This window comes from Rhodococcus sp. ACT016 (assembly GCF_050477185.1).
In the GTDB taxonomy this organism is placed as follows: Bacteria; Actinomycetota; Actinomycetes; order Mycobacteriales; family Mycobacteriaceae; genus Prescottella.
Genome location: NZ_JBEAET010000001.1, coordinates 5,017,603 through 5,036,484, shown reverse-complemented (window position 1 = coordinate 5,036,484; position 18,882 = coordinate 5,017,603). Strand labels below are relative to the sequence as shown.

General features: G+C 69.7%; 16 protein-coding genes. 7 read left to right on the top strand and 9 right to left on the bottom strand.

Features of this window, described 5'->3' with window-relative positions:
- Window positions 1-7: 7 nt before the first annotated feature.
- The 4 genes from ACQ5DX_RS23085 to ACQ5DX_RS23070 all read right to left on the bottom strand — a co-directional run bounded on the left by ACQ5DX_RS23085 (window position 8) and on the right by ACQ5DX_RS23070 (window position 2,949).
- Window positions 8-577 (bottom strand): DUF4274 domain-containing protein, encoded by a 570-nt coding sequence (locus ACQ5DX_RS23085; protein WP_430334805.1) that lies wholly within the window; start codon window positions 575-577, stop codon window positions 8-10.
- 33 nt (window positions 578-610) lie between these two features.
- Window positions 611-832 (bottom strand): TetR family transcriptional regulator, encoded by a 222-nt coding sequence (locus tag ACQ5DX_RS23080; RefSeq protein ID WP_430334804.1) that lies wholly within the window; start codon window positions 830-832, stop codon window positions 611-613.
- A 140-nt stretch (window positions 833-972) separates the two neighbouring features.
- Window positions 973-1,677: an SMI1/KNR4 family protein gene (locus tag ACQ5DX_RS23075; protein ID WP_430334803.1), complete on the bottom strand. Its 705-nt coding sequence runs from the start codon at window positions 1,675-1,677 to the stop codon at window positions 973-975.
- Between the two features lie 78 nt (window positions 1,678-1,755).
- Window positions 1,756-2,949: a serine hydrolase domain-containing protein gene (locus tag ACQ5DX_RS23070; RefSeq protein WP_430334802.1), complete on the bottom strand. Its 1,194-nt coding sequence runs from the start codon at window positions 2,947-2,949 to the stop codon at window positions 1,756-1,758.
- An 87-nt stretch (window positions 2,950-3,036) separates the two neighbouring features.
- On the opposite strand from ACQ5DX_RS23070, the gene ACQ5DX_RS23065 reads away from it, so the two are divergent.
- Window positions 3,037-4,362: a histidine kinase gene (locus ACQ5DX_RS23065; RefSeq protein WP_430334801.1), complete on the top strand. Its 1,326-nt coding sequence runs from the start codon at window positions 3,037-3,039 to the stop codon at window positions 4,360-4,362.
- Window positions 4,359-5,075: a response regulator gene (locus ACQ5DX_RS23060; protein ID WP_430334800.1), complete on the top strand. Its 717-nt coding sequence runs from the start codon at window positions 4,359-4,361 to the stop codon at window positions 5,073-5,075. The genes ACQ5DX_RS23065 and ACQ5DX_RS23060 overlap by 4 nt, the downstream gene beginning before the upstream one ends.
- A 50-nt stretch (window positions 5,076-5,125) precedes the next feature.
- Here the strand turns inward: ACQ5DX_RS23060 and ACQ5DX_RS23055 are convergent, their stop codons facing one another.
- The 3 genes from ACQ5DX_RS23055 to ACQ5DX_RS23045 all read right to left on the bottom strand — a co-directional run bounded on the left by ACQ5DX_RS23055 (window position 5,126) and on the right by ACQ5DX_RS23045 (window position 9,218).
- Window positions 5,126-6,283, bottom strand: coding sequence for an AbrB family transcriptional regulator (locus tag ACQ5DX_RS23055; RefSeq protein ID WP_430334799.1), 1,158 nt, complete (start codon window positions 6,281-6,283; stop codon window positions 5,126-5,128).
- Between the two features lie 373 nt (window positions 6,284-6,656).
- The gene (locus ACQ5DX_RS23050; protein ID WP_430334798.1) at window positions 6,657-7,574 is read right to left on the bottom strand and encodes an alpha/beta hydrolase; all 918 of its coding nucleotides are present in this window, start codon (window positions 7,572-7,574) and stop codon (window positions 6,657-6,659) included.
- Between the two features lie 45 nt (window positions 7,575-7,619).
- Window positions 7,620-9,218: a Na+/H+ antiporter gene (locus ACQ5DX_RS23045; RefSeq protein ID WP_430334797.1), complete on the bottom strand. Its 1,599-nt coding sequence runs from the start codon at window positions 9,216-9,218 to the stop codon at window positions 7,620-7,622.
- Window positions 9,219-9,284: 66 nt separating this feature from the next.
- On the opposite strand from ACQ5DX_RS23045, the gene ACQ5DX_RS23040 reads away from it, so the two are divergent.
- Window positions 9,285-9,611 (top strand): UBP-type zinc finger domain-containing protein, encoded by a 327-nt coding sequence (locus ACQ5DX_RS23040; protein WP_430334796.1) that lies wholly within the window; start codon window positions 9,285-9,287, stop codon window positions 9,609-9,611.
- 146 nt (window positions 9,612-9,757) lie between these two features.
- Complete coding sequence (locus tag ACQ5DX_RS23035; RefSeq protein ID WP_430334795.1) at window positions 9,758-12,370, top strand: hypothetical protein; 2,613 nt, start codon at window positions 9,758-9,760, stop codon at window positions 12,368-12,370.
- 352 nt (window positions 12,371-12,722) lie between these two features.
- Here ACQ5DX_RS23035 and ACQ5DX_RS23030 read toward each other — a convergent pair whose 3' ends face one another.
- Entirely contained in the window at window positions 12,723-13,073 is a 351-nt protein-coding gene (locus ACQ5DX_RS23030) for a TraR/DksA family transcriptional regulator (RefSeq protein WP_430334794.1), read from the bottom strand.
- Between the two features lie 67 nt (window positions 13,074-13,140).
- On the opposite strand from ACQ5DX_RS23030, the gene ACQ5DX_RS23025 reads away from it, so the two are divergent.
- The 3 genes from ACQ5DX_RS23025 (at window position 13,141) to ACQ5DX_RS23015 (ending at window position 15,249) form a co-directional block, all read left to right on the top strand.
- Window positions 13,141-13,446 (top strand): hypothetical protein, encoded by a 306-nt coding sequence (locus ACQ5DX_RS23025; protein WP_430334793.1) that lies wholly within the window; start codon window positions 13,141-13,143, stop codon window positions 13,444-13,446.
- A gap of 86 nt (window positions 13,447-13,532) precedes the next feature.
- Window positions 13,533-13,955, top strand: coding sequence for a YciI family protein (locus tag ACQ5DX_RS23020; RefSeq protein WP_430334792.1), 423 nt, complete (start codon window positions 13,533-13,535; stop codon window positions 13,953-13,955).
- Window positions 13,956-13,959: 4 nt separating this feature from the next.
- On the top strand, window positions 13,960-15,249 hold the full coding sequence (locus ACQ5DX_RS23015) for an RNA polymerase sigma factor (protein ID WP_430334791.1): 1,290 nt from the start codon (window positions 13,960-13,962) through the stop codon (window positions 15,247-15,249).
- A gap of 27 nt (window positions 15,250-15,276) precedes the next feature.
- Here ACQ5DX_RS23015 and car read toward each other — a convergent pair whose 3' ends face one another.
- On the bottom strand, window positions 15,277-18,786 hold the full coding sequence (gene car / locus ACQ5DX_RS23010; protein WP_430334790.1) for a carboxylic acid reductase: 3,510 nt from the start codon (window positions 18,784-18,786) through the stop codon (window positions 15,277-15,279).
- Window positions 18,787-18,882: the final 96 nt, after the last annotated feature.

The window sequence follows — 18,882 nt, the reverse complement described above, 5'->3', positions numbered from 1 at the left end:
ATCACCTTCATTCGTCGTCCTCATCTTCGGCCCGCCATGCAGTTTCGAGTTCATCGAGTACAGCGGGCGGCATCCCCTCGGCCCATCCGTTGGACTCCACGTATCCGCGGATGTCGACGTCGTCTCCGGTGACGGACTCGAACATCGCCGGAGGTATCAGCCATCCCGGATCGTCCTGTGCGCCCAGCGCTTCCGCTGTCCAGTCCTCCCCTGGGTGCTTCGGGTTCCCGGTCGGCGTCGAGAGATCGTTCGACGGGTCGAACGTTGCGCCCGCCGCGAGCACGGCACCGGAACAGACCCGGTCCTGCAGCGCGTGCAGGTTCGTCCATCCTGCGCGATTGACTGCCGGGACATCGGCCTCGCTGCGGAACCTCTGGTAGTAGCCGGGCTGCAAGTGCCAGTACAGGGCGGTTGCGGTGGCCCTGTCGAGCCGCGGATGTGCGGCCATCCACGCGATCAGGTCGGACTTGCCGTCGTAGTTCATCGTCAGTGCCGTCGCCAGCCACTCGGTGGCGGACGCGCCGTCCAGGAACTCGCGCATCAGGCGGAGCTCCAACTCTTCGAAATCAACTCTCATAGTTCACCTTTCCCAGTGGGAGCAGGGTCGGATTCAACACAACCCGCACGATCGCGGGGTTGAAGTTGGCGAGGTGCCGAGCGATGCATATCGACGGTAGAACGCATCCGGTGTGGTGCCCGCCCGCGCGACGAGCGCCCGCACGCTGAACTCGCGCAGCGGATTCTCGGCGATCAGCTCCTCGAATGCAACGACAAGCGACTCGTCGATCGCGCCGGCCCTCGGACGACCGGTCGCTCCCCCAGTGATCTTCATTGCCGGCCCAGTGTAAGGGAACTCGGGGGTCCTGAAAGGCCCGGGCGATTGGTCACGATCCTCCGGGATGGCATGGATCGACGTCGAAAAGCCCTGCGCCGCTGACCCATAGGTCGCCGCCGGTGTCTCCGCAAGTCCCGCTAGTCTCGGCTGCGCCCAGACCGCTTCGGGTCGTTCGTGCGGTGGTCGACGAACTCGGCGAACGTCCCCACCTGATCGAGGTCCGGGTCGAGGGCGCGGACGAGCCAGAGTTCGTACCAGTCGAGGAATGTCAGCGGCTCGCGGGTGTCAGGGTGGAGCGCCGGCAGAGCGGCGGCGTGCTCGTAGCTGTGCCACCACACCTGCCCCGCGGCCGGACCGCGCAGGATCAGGAGGTCGTACATGCCGTCTCCCTCGTTCGCGAGGAAGGTCGCACCGCGGTGGATTCGATCGATGTTCTCCGACCACTGGAACTCGGCGTCCTCGGCGGCGGGCGCGCAGGGGCGCTCGGCGGTGAAGCGGAAATCCGCGGCGTAGTCGATCGCGGCGTCCTCGGCCTCGTGCGCCAGCGGGAACAGCCCGAGCATCGGTCCGGCGCCGCCGTCGCCCACCCGCGTGATCCACTCGCGGTAGTCGGTCGGTAGGCCGACGCGGAGGCGGTTCTCGAATGCCGCGACCACGTCCGGGTCCGCGGGCGCAGCGTGCTCGTAGCGGTGCACGACTGCCCCGTGGATGCGGCATGTGTAGCCGATGACCTCCCGGTCGCCGAGCGAAACCACAGTGGTTCTCAGATCGGCTGCTCGTAGCCGGTCGAGTCCGGTCAGGATCTTAGCGATCCGGTCCGCGTGCGTTGGCGCGTGTTCCATCCTCACATCCTGACGGATGCGACGCAGGTCGTTGCCTCGCAGGGCATTCGGCGCCTGACGGTCGCTGCCGACCGTGCCTCAGTCGCACAGGGCGGTGTCCACAGCGTCCAGCACGTGCTGCGCGGCCGCATCGGTCGACGGGATGCTGGTCACTGCGACGTCGGCGGCGCGGCCGTCGTCGGTGACGCCGCCCCGGGTCTCGAACCCGGAGATGTCGCCGCCGTGACCCCAGTAGACGCCGCCACACGACAGCGGCCTGCTGGTGAGTCCGAGTCCGTAACCGAGTCCGGAGGACCCGTCGACGGGGACGGTGGTGCGCATCTCGGCAAGCTGGGCCGCTGGCAGCAGGCGGCCGCCGAGCAGCGCGCCGAAGAACCGGTTGAGGTCGGAGTTGGTGGAGATCAACTGGCCTGCGGCCCATCCCCACGACGGGTCCATCTCCGTGAATTCACGCAGCGGGCTGTCCGTCGGGTTGCTGTGGTAGCCCTGGGGGTGCGGCTCCCGGATGGTCATGTCACCCGGGTCGGGGAAGTAGGTGTGGTGTAGTCCGATTGGCTCGATGATGCGCCGGTCGATCTCCTCGGCGAGGGGCCTGCCGGTGACCTTCTGGACGATCAGGCCGGCCAGGATGTAGTTCGTGTTGCTGTACCCCCAGGCCGTCCCGGGGGCCGCCTCGGCCGGGTGCTGGAGCGCGATGTCGAGCAGGTCCCGGGGCTCGGCGTACCGGTACCTGACCTCGTCGTCGTCGATGTAGTTGCCGTACTCGGGGAGTCCGCTGGTGTGCTGGAGGAGCTGGCGGACGGTGATGTTGCGCCCATCGATCCCTTCTCCTCGGACGAGTCCGGGCAGGTAGGTGTCGACGGAGGCATCGAGGCCGACCTTCCCTTCGGCGACCAACTGCATGACCACGACCGCCGTGAACGTCTTGGTGTTGCTGCCGATCCGCACCTGGCCGTCGTCGGGCACCTTCGATCCGGTGGCCAGGTCACCGACTCCCGCGGCGTAGGTGCGGGTGCGGCCGTTCCGGTCCTGGACGCTCGCCAGCGCGGCGGGCAGGCCGTCTTCGCGCACCAGCGTGTCGAGGGCCTGCGCTACGGCGTCCGGCGCGGTATCGGTGGATCCGGCGGAACCGGAGGCGAGGGCGGCGGGCGGGGCGAGGGCGCCCAGTGTCATCACGCTGAAGGCCACCGCGGCCGCGGCCGACACGGCCCGGCGCTTGCCGACATGTTGCGGGGTCGAGGAACGGAGGCCCTGCCGGATCTGAGTACGCATCAGTCGAAACTCCTTGTGAATCGCTTGGTCAGGACACGATCCTGACTTCCGGGGCCTCGAGTGCGCATCGCTGGAAGGCGGGAAAAAATGCTCCCCCGTTCGGGGGAGGCCGCCGACGAGCTGCCCGGCAATACTGGTCGAATCATGATGAGCGCACTCCGGCCGCTGCTGCGCGGCTCCACGTATTCGGGCATGCTGCTCGCCTGTTTGGGCGCGTTGGCGAGCCTTCCACTGCTGCCGTTCGCGATGCTGCCGGCGCTGGCGTGGCCATCCTCTCCTTATGAAGTGCAGGTCCTTCTGACCCTGCTGGTCTGGGCGGTATTGATAGGCGTGACCGGGCTCGCCCGCACCACGCGGCGGGCGCTGATCGTGGTCACCCGTCGGCTGCTGGCGGTTCCGTTGCCGGATCCGGTGGCCCCGCGCCGGCCCCCGAGTGCGCTCGCTACCGAGCCGGCCGCCGGTACGCCCGGCACCGACCGCTGGCGGACCCCGCTCTGGCTGCTCCTGCACGTGGCCCTGGGTTGGACGGGAGCGCTGGTGAGCGGTCTGCTGATCGTCGCCGGCGTCGCCCTTCCGCTCGGCGTCGACGCGAGGGTGAATCTGTTCGGCTGGTCGGTCCAGGCGGAGGGGGGTTGGTGGACCTGGGCGGCGGCGCTCGGCTGCGTGTTGCTTGCGGTGGCTGTGTGCGCGGTGGTGACGAGCGCCCTGCGGTGGCTCGCGCCGAGGCTGCTGGGCCCGTCGTCGGCCGAGCGGCTCGCGCTGGCGTCCGAGCGGGAGATGCTGCTGGCCGAACGCAACCGACTGGCCCACGAGTTGCACGATTCGATCGGGCACACGCTGACGGCGACCACGATCCAGGCGGCGGTGGCGGGCGAGGTGCTCGCCGCCGACCCCGTGGCGGCACGGGCTGCCATGCGCAGCATCGAGGAGTCGGCCCGGTCCGCGTTGGAGGATCTGGACTACGTGCTGGGCGTGCTGCGCGAGGAGAATCTGGGGACAGCGCCGCCCCGGACCCTGGCCGATCTGCCCGAGCTCCTCGACCGGTTGCGGCACGCCGGTGCGGTGGTGGAGCTGACGTTGTCGGGCGAGCCGGCGCAGGTCCAGGGGACGCCCTCCCGGGCGGCGTACCGGATCCTGCAGGAGGGGCTGACGAACGCGCTGCGGCACGGGGCGGGCGGTCCGATCGAGGTCCGGGTGGCAACCGTGCCGGACGGCCTCGAGCTCAGTGTGGTCAACCGGACCGGGGCGGGGACGGGTGTCGGCACGGGACCGGGCGCTTTCCCGACGTCGGGGCACGGCCTGCCCGGCCTTGCCGAGCGCGTCCGGCTGCTGCACGGCGAGATCGAGGCCGGCCCGGACGGGCCGCAGCACTGGCGATTGGCGGTCAGGCTGCCGGTACGGTTGTCGGCATGATCGGCTCTGGCGCGAGTTCCGACGCGAACCGAGCTGCCACCGCCGGCCCCGCCGGCACCCCCGTCACACTGCTGATCGCGGACGACGACGCGGTGACCCGAAGCGGTCTGCGAACGCTGCTCGCGGCGCAGCCGGGGATCGCGGTGGTCGGAGAGGCCGCCGACGGCGTCGAGGCGGTCGAGCACGCGCGGCGACTGCGACCGGACGTGGTCCTGATGGATGTGCGGATGCCGCGCCGCAACGGGATCGAGGCCACCCGTCACCTGCTGGCCGAGTCGGCCGAACCGCCGAAGGTCGTGGTGATCACCACCTTCGAGAACGACGGCTACGTCACCGCCGCACTCAGCGCGGGGGCCAGCGGGTTCGTACTCAAGCGGCTTCCGGTCCCGCAGATCGCGGAGGCGGTGCGCGTGGTGGCGGCGGGCGAAGCCGTCCTTTTCCCGGCGGCGCTGCGCCGGATGGTCGCCGCCCGCCCGTTGGGCTCCGCCGAGGCGTTCCCCAAGGCGGCGCTGACCGGGCGGGAGGAAGAGGTGCTGCGGTTGATGGCCACCGGCCTGTCGAATGCGGAGATCGCCGAGTCGTTCATCGTGAGCCTGGAGACGGTGAAGACACACGTCGGGAACGTGCTCACCAAGCTCGGCGCGCAGAACCGGACCCACGCGGTGGTGATCGCGTACGAGTCCGGTCTGGTGGTTCCGGGGTTCGCCGGTTGACGCGGCCCGAGCGTGCTCACGGCTGGGCGGCCGACTGCCCATAGGAGACCTCACGCCCCGGCGGATGGCGCGTGATTGCTGCCTCGGTGCGTCAGCCAGCGCAGCAGCAGCGGCACGGTGAGGATCACGATCACCAGCCGCAGACTCTGCACGGTGGACACCAGTGGCACGTCGGTACTGGTGGTGGCGGTCGTGGCCAGGACCGCGTTGATGCCGCCCGGGGTCGTAGCCAGGTAGGCGTCGACGAACGGTATGCCGATCACGCGCCCGAGCCCCCAGGCGATGCCCGCGCACAGCACGCACACTCCCGAGATGCACAGCAACAGTTCCGGTAGGAGTCGTCCGAGGTGACTGATCGTGGCGCGGGTGAACCGCAACCCCACCTCGAGTCCGACGATCACCAGCGCCACATCACGCAGCGGACCGGCGGGCGCGAAGCCGTGTGCCACGCCGGTCAGGGTGAGCAGCATCGACACGAGGAGCGGGCCCAGCAGCAGCGCAGACGGCAGCTTCATCCAACGTCCGGCGATCGCGCCGACCACACAGACCGCCGCCAGCACCACCACCGGCCACAGTCCCGGCGAGGCGGTCAGTATTCCGCTGGCTCGCGGGGACCCCAGGTCGGCCGCCGGTACCCCTTCTGCCCCGCCGCCGACGGCCGTGACCACCAGCGGCGCGGCGAGGGCGACCAACGCGACCCGCAGGTACTGCGCGGCCGCCACGGTCCGGCTGTCGGCGCCGTGCTCGGCCGCCGTGGAGATGATCGCCGCCGAACCGCCCGGAGCCATCGCCAACACCGCCTCGGTCGTGCTGACCCGTGACATCCTGGCCAACGCGAGGGCGATGGCGGTGCAGATCGCAATCGTGAGCAGCGTCGCGGCGCTGAGGGCGAGTGCGCGGGGAGCGACCGCCGCCAGGGCCTGCCCGGACAGGTAGCTGCCCATCAACACTCCGATCAGCGCCTGTGCAGCGGACCACGCGGGTTTCGGGAACGGCCGGCGGACGAGACCGCTCAGCGCGAGCGCTGCGCCGACGGCCAGCGAGCAGATCAGCTGTGCAGCGGGAACCCCGAGTCGTTCGCCCGCCTCGGCGAGCAAGTAGCACCCGGCGACCAGTGCCACCCACGGCGCGAGGCGCATCGCTGCCCGCGAACGGCGCACGGCGGATCGGCGAGCGACGTCGTTCGCTGTGGGGGTGTGGAATTGCACGGCGTTTTCCTGAAGATGTCCACGTCTGCCGGTGCCGGGAAATCGTCGACGAACGGCCGTCACCGATCACGCCGGCCTGCAGCCGGGTCAGCGCGCAGCATCCGCGGCGGGAATCGCGGCGGTGACGCCGCGGATGCCCGTCCCGCCCGGACAACTGCCGGGCCGCTGACAGAGACCCAGCTTCCCACCGCGACGGCCATGATGTCGAGACCCGAATCGTGATCGAGGCGTGCCCAACCGACAACCCGTCTTCGCGTGAAGTCTCGGGCGAACAAATGCCGTAGAAGATCTTGAAAGTGGCAGTACGCGTGGACAAGTAGATCCGGAACCCACAGCTGGATCCGGAACCCTCAGCCGATTTGCGGCGAACGATCTACGGGTGGGTGAGCCGCTCGAGCAGCCATGAGTTGACGCCCGTGAGCGCCGTCCGGGCCATCGTTGTGGGGTGACCCGTGAACCCGTGGGGTGACTCGGGGTAGATCCGCAGCTCGACGTCGTTGCCGGCGGCGGAAAGTCCAGCCGCCATCGCGAGGTTGTCCTCCAACAACACGTCGTTGCGCCCGACGACCAGCAGCGCCGGTGGAAGGCCGTGGAGGTCGCCGTAGACAGGAGAGATGTCCGGAGCGGTGCGGTCGTCCACATGGCCGACGTAGGCCCGGATGAAGTACTCGTCAGCGATCCGACGTCCGGCCGGAGTCTGCGCGCTCAGGTCGTAGGTGCCGAATTGCAGTGCGGCGCCGGTGAACCCGTCGACCACTCCTCGATCCCTCAGTCGGAGCAGGGTTGTCGCAGCGAGTGACGCTCCCGCCGATCGCCCCCCGATCGCCAGTCGGGACGATCCGAAGCGGGCATCGGCGTGTTCGACGAGCCAGAGGGCCGCCGCTTCACAGTCGTCGGGTGCGGCCGGCCACGGGTGCTCGGGTGCGAGCCGGTAGTCGACGCTGACGACGGCGATGTGGAGAGCATCCGCGAGCGTGCGGTTCCGCACATCGTCTCGCGCCGCGGAGTCCATGTAGAAGCCGCCACCGTGGATGTCCAGGTAGACGCCCCGTGCCCGGCCGGCGGTGGGAGTGAAGATCCTCACCGGCACAAGCACTCCCACCGATTCGATCATCTCTTCGATCGCCGGTGGATCAGCGGGCGGAGGAGTCGACCGGCTCGCCCGTACCTCCTGTAACTCCTCGAACGTGCTGGGGCCCTGTCCGGCCGGCCTCGTCGCGTAGAAGCCGCGGGCCTCGTCGAGCTGTTCGGGGGGTACGTCAGCCACCAAATCGTCCAGCGCGAACCGCACACGTCCTCCTCATAGTCCGGGGTCTCGATACGACGCTAGCCGGTCCTACTCGCGGTTGAGCGTTGCCTCCTCGAGATCGAGCTCGCGCAGCACCTGTCGCAAGATCTCGTCGTCTATTCGTCCGGTGTCACGCTCGGTGATGAAGACTTCTCGTTCCGTATCCAGCATCTGCAGGCGCAGTGCGCGGAACGCGGCGGACGGGCTCTCGCCCAACTCGACCTCACTGCGACCGAGCCGTTCCCACGCGGCATGGGCGCGGTGCTCGCTCCACGTGCGCAGGATCTCCGCGGCCCGCTCACGGACGGCGGTGGGATCCCCGGCGGCGTTCGCGACCAGGTCGTCGAGCACCTCCGTTGCCGCCCGTGCGGCCTTGTCCTGCGCAGCGGCCAGCGACACCGCATCCTTGCGGCGTTCTTCCTCGTTGTCGACCCCCAGGTGGGTGATCAGCCACGGCAGCGTCAACCCGTGCAGGAGAAGGGTTGCGACCACGACCGTGAAGGTGATGAACAGAATCATCTCGCGCCCGGGGAAGGGGGCACCCGAACTGACGGTGAGCGGAATCGCGAAGGCCGCGGCCAGCGAGACCACACCGCGCATGCCGGACCACGCGACCACGAACACCGCCCGGAGGCGCGGCGCCGGCTCCCGTTCGCGAATCCGAGCAGACAGCAGCCGGGGCAGATACGTCGCTGGGTAGACCCACAGCAGTCGGACCGCGATCACTGTGACGATCACGGCGACCGAGGCGCCGACGACACCGGACACACTCCGGCCGTGGAGCGCCTGCACGACGCTCGGCAATTGCAACCCGATCAGCAGGAAGACGAACGATTCGAGGACGACGTCGACGGCCTTCCATACCGCGGTGTCCTGCAAGCGGGTCGCGTAGCCGGCGCGAGTCGACCGTTGGCCGAGATACAGGCCGGCGACGACAACCGCGATCACCCCGGAACTGTGCAGGTCCTCGGCGGCCAGGTACGTGACGAAGGGGACCAGGAGCCCGATCGCGCTCTCCATCACCGGATCCGCGAGCCGCGAACGTATCGCGGCGACAACGATTCCCACCCCGATGCCGATCAGCGTGCCGCCGACCGCGGCAGTGAGGAAGGTGCGCACCCCCTCGAGCAGGGTCGCGCCGGTGCCGATCGCCGCGGCCAGTGCGACCCGATACGCAGTGAGCGCCGTCGCGTCGTTGAGCAGGCTCTCGCCGCCGAGCAGCGTCATGATCCGCCGGGGCAGGCCGAGGCGCCGTCCGATCGCGCTGGCGGACACCGCATCCGGCGGAGCCACGACCGCACCCAGCACCAACGCGGCGGCGAGGGGAAACTGGGGAATGGTGAGGTACGCGACCACCCCGACGACCGCGGTGGTGGCCAGCGGCAGTCCGACCGCGAGCAGCCCGATTGCGCGGGCATTGCGGCGCATCGCAAGCGAGGAACTGTCCAGTGCGGCCGAGTAGAGCAACGGTGGTAGTACCGCGAACAGCACGAGATCGGGATCGAGCGCGGTGTCGGGGAGCCCCGGAATCTGGGACCCGATCAGTCCGACCGGGACCAGCAGCAGCGGCGCCGACCAGTTGAAGCGCCGCGCGAGCGCAGCGGTGAGCAGTGCCGCTACCGCGACAGCGAGCAGGGCCACGTTCACGGCGGTCCTCCGTCCAGCGGTCGGATGTGTGGATATCGCCCCCTGCAGCATGCAGGATGGGAGGTGATGAAGAGAGCTCTCCGACGCGCGGTCGACCGCATCCGAGCCGAATCCCCGGGTCCGGTCGCAGGGCCTTGCGACGAACTGGCGGCGGCCACGGGGCGGGATCCCGAGCCGCGCACGCCCGGCGTCTGCGAGGAATGCGCGGCGCTCGGCGAAGAGAACTGGGCGCACCTGCGGATCTGCCTCACCTGTGGTCACGTCGGATGCTGCGACTCGAGCCCCCACCGTCACGCGACCGGGCATTTCGAGCAGACGGGGCACCCCGTGATGCGATCGCACGAGCCGGGCGAGACGTGGCGTTGGTGCTACCGCCACGCCGAGATGGGCTGACACCGCGCCTGTCGCTCGGGTACGGCCATCCGCGCACCGATTCGCCCCTACGATCAACGGGCTGAGACGGAAGAGCTCGCCCGGCGGGCCCGACGTCGTGAACCCGGCGACCACATCGACGGTGAGCTGCGCGGAAAGGTTCGAAGATGGTTCGTGACGTAGTGCGTCGCGCGGGCGAGTTGCTTGCCGCGGGTGATGCGGAACAGGCGCGCGCGATCCTGACGCCCGCGCTGGACGCGCAAGGGCCCGCCGTCGACGACGGGGAAGCGGTAGCCATCGCCCAGGCGACGGGGATGCTCGTCCGGTTGGAGGCCCCGTCCGAACCGCGTGAAGCCATCGAGCGACGCCTCGCGAGGATGGTCGAACTCACGGCCGGATTCGACGCAGACGTCGTACGCGAGGCCCGGGCGTTCGCCGAGCTCGACGCGATCGAGTGGATCCACGACCACGCGCACGAGGATGCAGTTGTACTGGTCGACGTGTTGCGGGCGGCGGAGTCGTTCGCGGCGCGGTACGTCGGGGACGCGCAGCCGCTCGGCGTGCGGCAGGCGCGAGCGGAGGCCGTGTACACGGCAGAGACGCTGCGCAAGTACCTCGGACAGGATCGCGGTCGCGTCGCGGCTGGACTCGAGATGCTGGCGCTCACCCTCACCGACGAAACCGACGAGCGGCTGCGACACCTGCGCATCGCTGCGCTCTTTCACGCGGCCCAGATCCGTTACGACACAGGAGATGACCAACAGCTCGCGCTCACGCTGATGCGCCGGGTCGTTGCCGAGGCCGAGTCGCTCCCATCGGCGCGGGAGCTCCTGCACGCCGCGTCGCTCCGCCTCGTCGACGACGAGATCGCCCGCGGGGTACCGCCGACGGAGGCCATCGCCCACGGCCTGCGCGTCGTGGATCTGTCCGTCGCCGTACTCGAATTCGCGGCGGTCACCGCACAGGCCCGGCATCTCGACGAGGTGCTCGAGCGACTGACCGAGGCCGAACACGAGAGCGTCGCAGTCGGATACGTGACCGCACTGGTGGATCGGTACGTCTCCTGCGAGTCCGCGGATGCGCGTGACGCGATCCTGTGGTGGGTGCTCAGGCGCACCCCCGCGGACGCGGACGCGGGTACGGCAGCGGATCGACTTCTCCTCGCGCACACCGACAATGCGTTCGCCGCCGACACGAGCCCGGCCACGGCGGCCGCCCGGGTCCGCGTGGCGTCACGGCTCGCCGAGATTACCGCGGGTCTCGGTGATCCCGCGGGTGCCGTGCGGCTGTACGAGCAGCTCGACGCGCGCTTTGCTGCGCACGAGTCCGATGGCCGCCTCGTCGTGCCGCTCGCCCTGGCGATGGTCGACCGGGCACTGCGCCTCGCTGACATCGGACGCCGCGACGACGCCCTGCACGTGCTCGAGCGGATGCCGCACCGCTATTCGTCCGCCACCGGAGTTGCCGGGGTCCCGGCCGCGATGGCCCAGGCACTGTATTGGCGAGGACGGCTCCTGCGGGAGGCGGGCAGGCCGATCGAGTCTCGCCGCGTGGTCGCCGAGACGGTGGATCGCTACGCCCGCGACACCGATGCCGACGTGCGCGTGTGGTCGGCGAACTCGCTGTTCTCCCTGTGGCAGTCTCCCGACCTGGGTCCCGACGAAACCGACGGCGCCCTCGATCAATTCGCTGATCTGTTCGCCGACGACCCGGACATCCGCGTCCGCCGCCTCGACGCGCGGCGACGCCTGGTCCAGGCGACACGGTCGGCGGAGCGCGGCGAACCGCGGGTGGCGACAACCCTGTTGCAGGGGCTGGTCGCCGTGCACGGCGAGAGCGACGACCCGAGCGTCCGCGACGTCGTCGCACTCGCGACCGAGAATCAACGAATCCTCGCGATCTCCACTCCCCTCACGGGTGCGCCGACCGTGGTCGGAGAGAGCCGGTACCGCGATCTTCGCGAACGGTTGAGCGAGGCCGACCGGGCGGTCGACGAGGGGCGACGCGGGGACGCCGAAACGCTGCTGCGGCAGATCGCCGCCGAGGCCGGCGCGGACGTCGACGCGAACGTCGTCATGATCGGGCTCGCCGCGTTGGACGTCCTGGGCGGCCTGCTGCTCGACGCCGGGCGGTGGGAGGAGCTCGTCGCCGTAGCGCGCAGTGCGGCGCTGCGCCGGCCCGATCTCGACACTCGCGCGTATCGGGTCAACGCGCGCGCCCAGCTGAGGCTCGGCATCGCGCTCGGCCGACTCGGCGAGGCGCGTGCCGCGATCGAGGCCTACGAGTCGCTCGACCGGCTCGCCCATGGATCGACCGACGGCGACGTGGTGAACGCGCGCGAAGTTGCCGCCTACAACCGCGCCGTCCTGGTCGACGAACTGGGCGATCCGTTCGCGGCGATCGCCTCGTACGACCAGGTTCTCGCGCTCCACGACCTGTCCGTCGACTCGTCGGCGCGCCGACTCCGCCGCGCAAAGGTGCTGCGCAACAAGGCGTTACTGCTCACCGGCCTCGGCCGCATATCCGAGGCGGCCCAGGCCCACCGCGCGATCCTGGACATCGCCGGCGCCTACCCGGATGCCGAGGTCGTCGAACGTGGCCGTAAGTCCGCGTTCGACCTGGCCGCCTGCTACACGCAGCTGGGACAGCATCGTGCGGCAGCGGACCTCTTCGCCTGGATGCGATCCGCGCACCATCTCGGATTCGCCCGCGACGAACTCCGGAGGATCACGAGCGCCGCGAAGACGTCAGCCCGCGACGCCAAGCGTGCACGGCAGTGATGGGGCCGAGGATCTGAATCTCACACCACCGGACCCGCCACAGGCGCACCGCGCCCGAAGACCAGTCGTAGCTCGCGCACAATCCGTCGATCCGAGCCGCCACGGGTCCACCCAGTAGACGGCACAGCCGTCCTGTCCGGCCCCGATCGAGAGCCCGAGATGCCCACCGCGGGTGCGGGAAACGTGCGATCCTCCCGCGGTCAGGTCGGTGAGTTCGACGGACACAAACGTCTTTCCCGCGCGGACGAGGCACCAGCGGTCGGCATCGCGAGCTCCGGGCCCACTGGCGTCAGGAATGCGTTGGACATGGTGTGCAGCCTACGAAACCGGAGGACCTGATCGGCTGCGCCGATCACCGCCGACGGCTGGAACACTCGATGCACGTGCGCGCCGCGGGCAGCGCGTCGAGGCGGGCCTCGGCGATCGAGTTTCCGCAGTACATGCAGATGCCATAAGTGCCGTCCTCGACGCGTCGGAGGGCCGCGTCCAGTTCCTCGACCTCGCGCCGCGCGTCGGCCAGGAGCGCCGTCACCTGCGCGCGTTCGAAGGCGATGGTCGACCCCTCCGGATCGTGCTCGTCGTCGTCGGTCGTCAACTCGGACCCCTCGACGATCGCGTCGAAACGCCGCTGCAGGGCGGCGATGCGTCGCTCGGCATCGAGCCGTTCCCCGGCGATGTGCGCGTGATGGTCGGGCGTGCTCATGCCCGCGTCAACAACGCCGGACGCGTGATCCTTCCGAGCCGTCCGATGCCCGGCTACCCTGCCGGGCATGCCGATATCGCTGTGCGTGCTGCTGTGGGCTCGTCCGGGCCGGGAGGACGCGTTGATCGCGTACGAGGACAAGGTGCTGGCGTTGGTCCCCGAACACCGTGGTCGGGTCCTGCAGCGCGCTCGGACCGACGGCGCCGACGATCAGCTGCTCGAGATCCAGATGTTCAGCTTCGAGTCGCAGGAAGCGATGGACGGCTACATGGCCGACGAGCGTCGCCTGGCCCTCACCGACGAACGAGACCGGGCGGTCGCGCGGACCGAACTGATGCGCGTCACGCTGGCCGAACAGGGTCCCGAAAACTAATTCTCGGATCTTGTCGATCCGCCGTCTTCCCGTTCGACGTAGTGGATGAGAGGGTCGATTCGCGACCCGGACGAAGGAGCGGACATATGAAGTACATGCTGATCATGCGCGTGACCGACGAGGCGGTCGAGGCGTCGAAGGACATCCCTTTCGAGCAGATCATCGAGGACATGGGCAAGTACAACGAGTCCATGGTGAAGGCCGGGGTGCTGCTCGCCGGTGAGGGTCTCTCGGACGCCCAGGAGGGCTTCGTCGTCGATTTCTCCAGCGAGACGCCGCTCGTGACCGACGGGCCGTACGGCGAGACGAAGGAACTGTTCAACGGATTCTGGATTCTCGAGGTCGCGTCCAAGGAGGAGGCTGCCGAGTGGGCCAAGCGGGCTCCGCTCGGACCGGGAACGAAGCTCGAGGTGCGCCGGGTGACGGGCCCCGAGGACTTCCCGCAGGACAACGAGTGGATCGAGAAGGAAGAGGGTTGGCGCGAGGAACTCGAGGGACGCAAGGCCTGATCGGATGCCCGACGCGTCGACGGAGCGCCGTGTGGACCCGCTGGAGTCCGCGCGGCGCTCGGTCGCGGCCGTGTGGCGGATCGAGTCGGCCCGTATCGTCGCGACGCTCACGCGGATCGTCGGCGACTTCGGCCTCGCCGAGGATCTCGCGCAGGAGGCGCTCGCCGACGCACTGGCACAGTGGCCAGAGAAGGGGGTGCCGGCCAACCCCGGCGCCTGGCTGACGGCCGTCGCGAAACGCAAGGCGATCGACGGCTGGCGCCGGCAGGAGCGCTACGACGACCGCCTGGCGGCCATCGCCCGCGACCTCGAGGTGGACGAGGCGAGCGACGAATTGCCTTGGGATCCGGACAGTATCGACGACGACGTGCTCCGCCTGGTGTTCGTGTCCTGCCATCCGGTGCTGTCGCGGGAGGGGCGGGTCGCGCTCACGCTGAAAGCGGTGGGCGGTCTGTCGAGCGAGGAGATCGCGCGCGCTTTCCTGGTGTCGACGTCGACCGTGCAGCAGCGGATCGTGCGGGCCAAGAAGACCCTCGCCGCGGCCAAGGTGCCGTTCGCGGTGCCCGAGCGCTCCGAGTTCGGCGCCCGCCTCGGTGCCGTTCTCGGGGTGCTGTATCTCGTTTTCAACGAGGGACATTCGGCCAGTGCGGGCGAGGACTGGATGCGGCCCGACCTCAGCCGGGAGGCCCTGCGGTTGGGCCGTGCGCTCGCCGAACTGGTGCCCGGCGAACCGGAGGTGCACGGCCTGGTGGCGCTGATGGAACTCACGGCGGCCCGCTTCCCGGCCCGCCTCGACGCGAACGGTGACCCGGTGCTGCTCGCCGACCAGGATCGACGACGGTGGGACCGTGGCGCGATCGTGCGCGGACGCGCTGCGCTGGCCCGCGCCGACGCACTCGGCCGCGGTCGCGGCGCCTACGCGCTGCAGGCGGCGATCGCGGAGTGCCACGCGGTCGCGGCGTCCGTCGACGACACCGACTGGGACCGGATCGTCGTGCTGTACGAGGCGCTGGGCCGGCTCGCGCCGTCGCCGGTCGTCGACCTCAACCGCGCGGTGGCCGTCGCGATGGCGACCGGACCCGATGCGGCGCTCGCGATCGTCGACGGACTCGTCGCGGACGGGCGACTGGCCGGGTACCGGCTGCTGCCGGCCACCCGGGCGGAACTGCTCGTACGTGCCGGCCGGCCGGCGGAGGCGCGGGTCGAGTTCGAGGCGGCGGCCCGGCTGACCGGGAACGAACGGGAACGGAAGATGCTGATCGACCGGGCCGCGGCGCTGCCGTCCAGCGAATAGAACAGTGACGGCGCTGATTTCGCCGAGTCAGAGCAGATTCAGACCGCGCAGGTCGGCGATGTACTTGTCGATCAGCGGCGCCGTCACGTGCGGTACGTCCGAGGTGTCGCCGATGCCGGCGGATCGCACCGCCGCGCGGAACCTCTCCGTCGACATCGGCGTGCCCGACGTCGGCGGCGCGGGGGACGCATACGCGTCGAGCAGCGGCAGGACGGAGTGCTGTCGCTGCTCGTCCGGTAGCGCCGCGACGGCCGTGCGGAAGCGGTCGAGCCATTCGTCGTAGTCGTCGATCCGTTCGATGTGGTGACCCGACTCGATCAGCCAGTCCACGAACCGGTCCAGCGAGATGTCGTCGTCGTGCGTGTTGAGCACGTTGAACGTGTGGTAGCCCGACGTCGCGGCGGCACCGAGCGTGGTGACGGCCTCGGCGGTGAAGTCGGCCGGCAGCCCGTCGTAGTGTGCCCGCTGCCGGTTGCCGTCGGCGTCGAGTCGGTAGAACGAGCGCGGCGCGATGCCGGTGGCCACGATGCTCAGCAGCAGGCGGGTGAACATGTCGGGCACGTTGAGCTGGCCGGCGTAGCGGGTGTGCGCGAGGATCATGTCGGAGCGGAACACCGCCACCGGCAGCCCGCACAGGTCGTGGGCGTCGCGCAGCAGCACCTCGCCCGCCCACTTGCTGGTCGCGTACCCGTTGGCGTACGAATCGTCCAGCGGGCGAAGCGGGCTGGCCTGCCGGACGTCCTCGTCCTCCCCCATCGAGCCGCCGCCGGGCAGCGCCGCCACCGCGACCGTCGAGATGTAGTTGACCGGCTTCAGTCGCGTCGTCAGCGCGAGTCTGACGATCTCGGCAGTCCCGACCACGTTGGGGCCGAACAGTTGGCTGTACGGCAGCACGTGGTTCACCAGCGCGGCGCAGTGCACGATCAGGTCCGTCGAGTCGGCCAGGCGTTCCCACGTCGCCCGGTCGAGGCCCATGTCGGCGTCGGCCAGATCGCCGGCGAGCACCTCGAGATGTCGATCGGCCAGCTCGCGGAAGTGTTGCGACAGTTCGGCGTCGCCGCTGTCGATCGCATCCTCGATACGTCGGCGCGCGGAGTCCGCGTCCGCACCGCGGGCAATGCAGATCAGCGTGCCACCGCTGCGTGCGAGCCGCTCGAGCCACGACAGGCACAGGAAGCGCCCGAGGTATCCGGTGGCGCCGGTCATGAGGACGGTGTGCGCGGCACCGGTCGGTGCCGGGAGCGTGGGTGCGGCGGCCAGCGTCGCGGTGTCGATGAACTTGCCCAGGTCGAGGTCGACGGCCCGGGCGACGTCGGCGTCCCGCCCGTGGACGGAAGCGAACGTGGGGCGGGTCGACGCCGAACGACGTTCGCGGTCCAGGTAATTCGCGATGGATGCGAGGTTGGCGGTGGGGCTGACGATGGTCTGCACCGGAACGTCTACCTGGAACACCTGCCCGAGCAGGGTCGCGAAGGAGAACGCCGAGAGCGAATCACCGCCCAGGTCGACGAATCTCGCGTCGTCGGGGAGCTCCGACGACACCGGCAACCCGAGCGTGGCGGCCGCGGCGCGGCGCACCGTCTCGGAGGTGGGGAGACGGTCGGCGTCGGACCGTAGGCGATCCAGGTCGGCGTCCTGCCCCTCGGCGATGTCGGCGTACATGCGCTCGAGCCGGTCCCTGTAGCGGGCCTTCAGCGCCGGGCGCAGCAACTTGCCGACCCCCGACAGCAGTCCGTTGGCGCGGGTGAAGGATTCGGTTTCCAGCAGGAAGTCGCGCGGGATCTCGTACGGGTTCAGCGCTTCGTGGTCCGCGACCTGGCGCAGTTCCTCGGCGATCAGGGCGTGCAGGTCACCGTCGCCCGCCGCATCGGGATTCGGCACGATCACCGCGAGCAGGAACGAGCGTTCGCTGCTGCCGTACAGGAAGATCTGCCGCACGTGCGGGCAGGTCGCGTAGACGGCCTCGAGTTGCGACACCGCGACGAACTCGCCCTGGGAGAGCTTGATGACGTTGTTCCGGCGGTCGAGGTAGACGAGATGGTCGGGGGCGACCTCCTCCATGATGTCGCCGGTGCGGTAGAAGCCGTCCTCGTCGAAGATCTCGGCCGACATCTCGGGATGCTTGAAGTATCCGGGAATCAGGTTGGCGGACTTGACCAACAGCTCGCCGCGCGGGTGCGGACGGTCGGTGGTGCGGTACTCGAGGTCGGGAACGTCGACGAGTTTGTAGTCCGTGACGGGCGGGCGCATGATGGTGCCGTTGCGCATCACGCCACCGCTCGTCTCGGTCGAGCCGTAGCCGTCGGCGACCGGGACGTCGAGGGTGGATTCGACGAAATCGCGCATCTCGTCCGACAGTGGGGCGCTTCCGCACAGGGCGGCGAGCACCCGCCCACCCAGGATGTCCTCGCGCAGTTCGGTCTTCACCTCGTCGGCTGCGGCGTCGCCGTCGTGGCGACGGTCCATCGCGCCGCGGTACCGCTGAAAGATCATGTCGCACACCCGCGGAACCAGGTTCAGTGCGGTGGGTCGGATGAGGGAGATGTCGTCGAACAGCGTCGACATGTCGCTCTTGGCGGCGAAGTAGCCGGTGCCGCCGGAGGCCAGCGTGGTGATGAGCCAGCCGAGCCCGAATACGTGGCTGAGCGGCATGTACTGCAGGTGGATCGCGGGCAGGCGGGCGTCGACGTCCTCGGTCGGACCGGACGGGCGCAGCCACAGGCGCGTCATCATGTCCGCGGTGTACATAGCCCCTTTCGGGGTACCGGTGCTGCCCGACGTGTAGATCAGCGACGCCAGCGGATCCTCCCCCGCGTCGGCGACGAAGACCGGCACGTCGGCGAGGGCGCGGCCGGTGACGAGGTCGAGGGACAGGCGCCCGACCTCGACCGTGCGGCCCGTGTCGGCGAGCCGGACCCGTGCGGACTCGTAGCGCTCGCGTTGGTTGTCGTCGCCGTCGTCGTAGTCGAAGATCACCAGCCGTTCGATCGACGGCGCGGCGGTCGCGACCTCGACGGCGGTGTCGATCGAGTCGATTCCGGCGGCGAGGATCCGCGGTGCCGTCTCGGCCACGATCGGTGCCAGCTGGCCGGCCGTCGCGCTGCTCTGCAACGGGACGAACACGGCACCCAGGTGCAGGCACGTCAGGTAGATCACCGCGTAGTCGACGCTGGTGAAGCCCAGCACCGCCACGAAGTCGCCGGGGTCGAGTCCGGCGGCGGTGCGCCACGCCCGGGTCAGTGCCGAGACACGGTCGTGCAGTTCCCGGTAGGTGATGGTCTCGAAGCGGGGCAGCAACGTCGTGGTGGTGTGCCCGGTCCGGTCGCGCGTCAGTGAGTGGGCGCGCTGCCCGAGCGCCGGACGGTCGCCGTACCCGTCGAGGTAGGTGTCGACCACCGCAGTCAGCGGCAGACCGGGTTTGTGCGCGGCTACCGTCACTTCGTACGACGGGGCCGCCGCCCGGAACTGCGGATCGGTGGCGTACAGGTCTTGGACGCGCCCGACAAATCGTTCATCGCGGGAAGTCTCCGTAGTCATGACTGTCCTCCCGCAGCCATTATGCTCCCGACTCGGTGGCCGTCGGGGCGCTCGATGTAACGCGTCCGATCCATCCCCCGACGTCAATCCTGACAA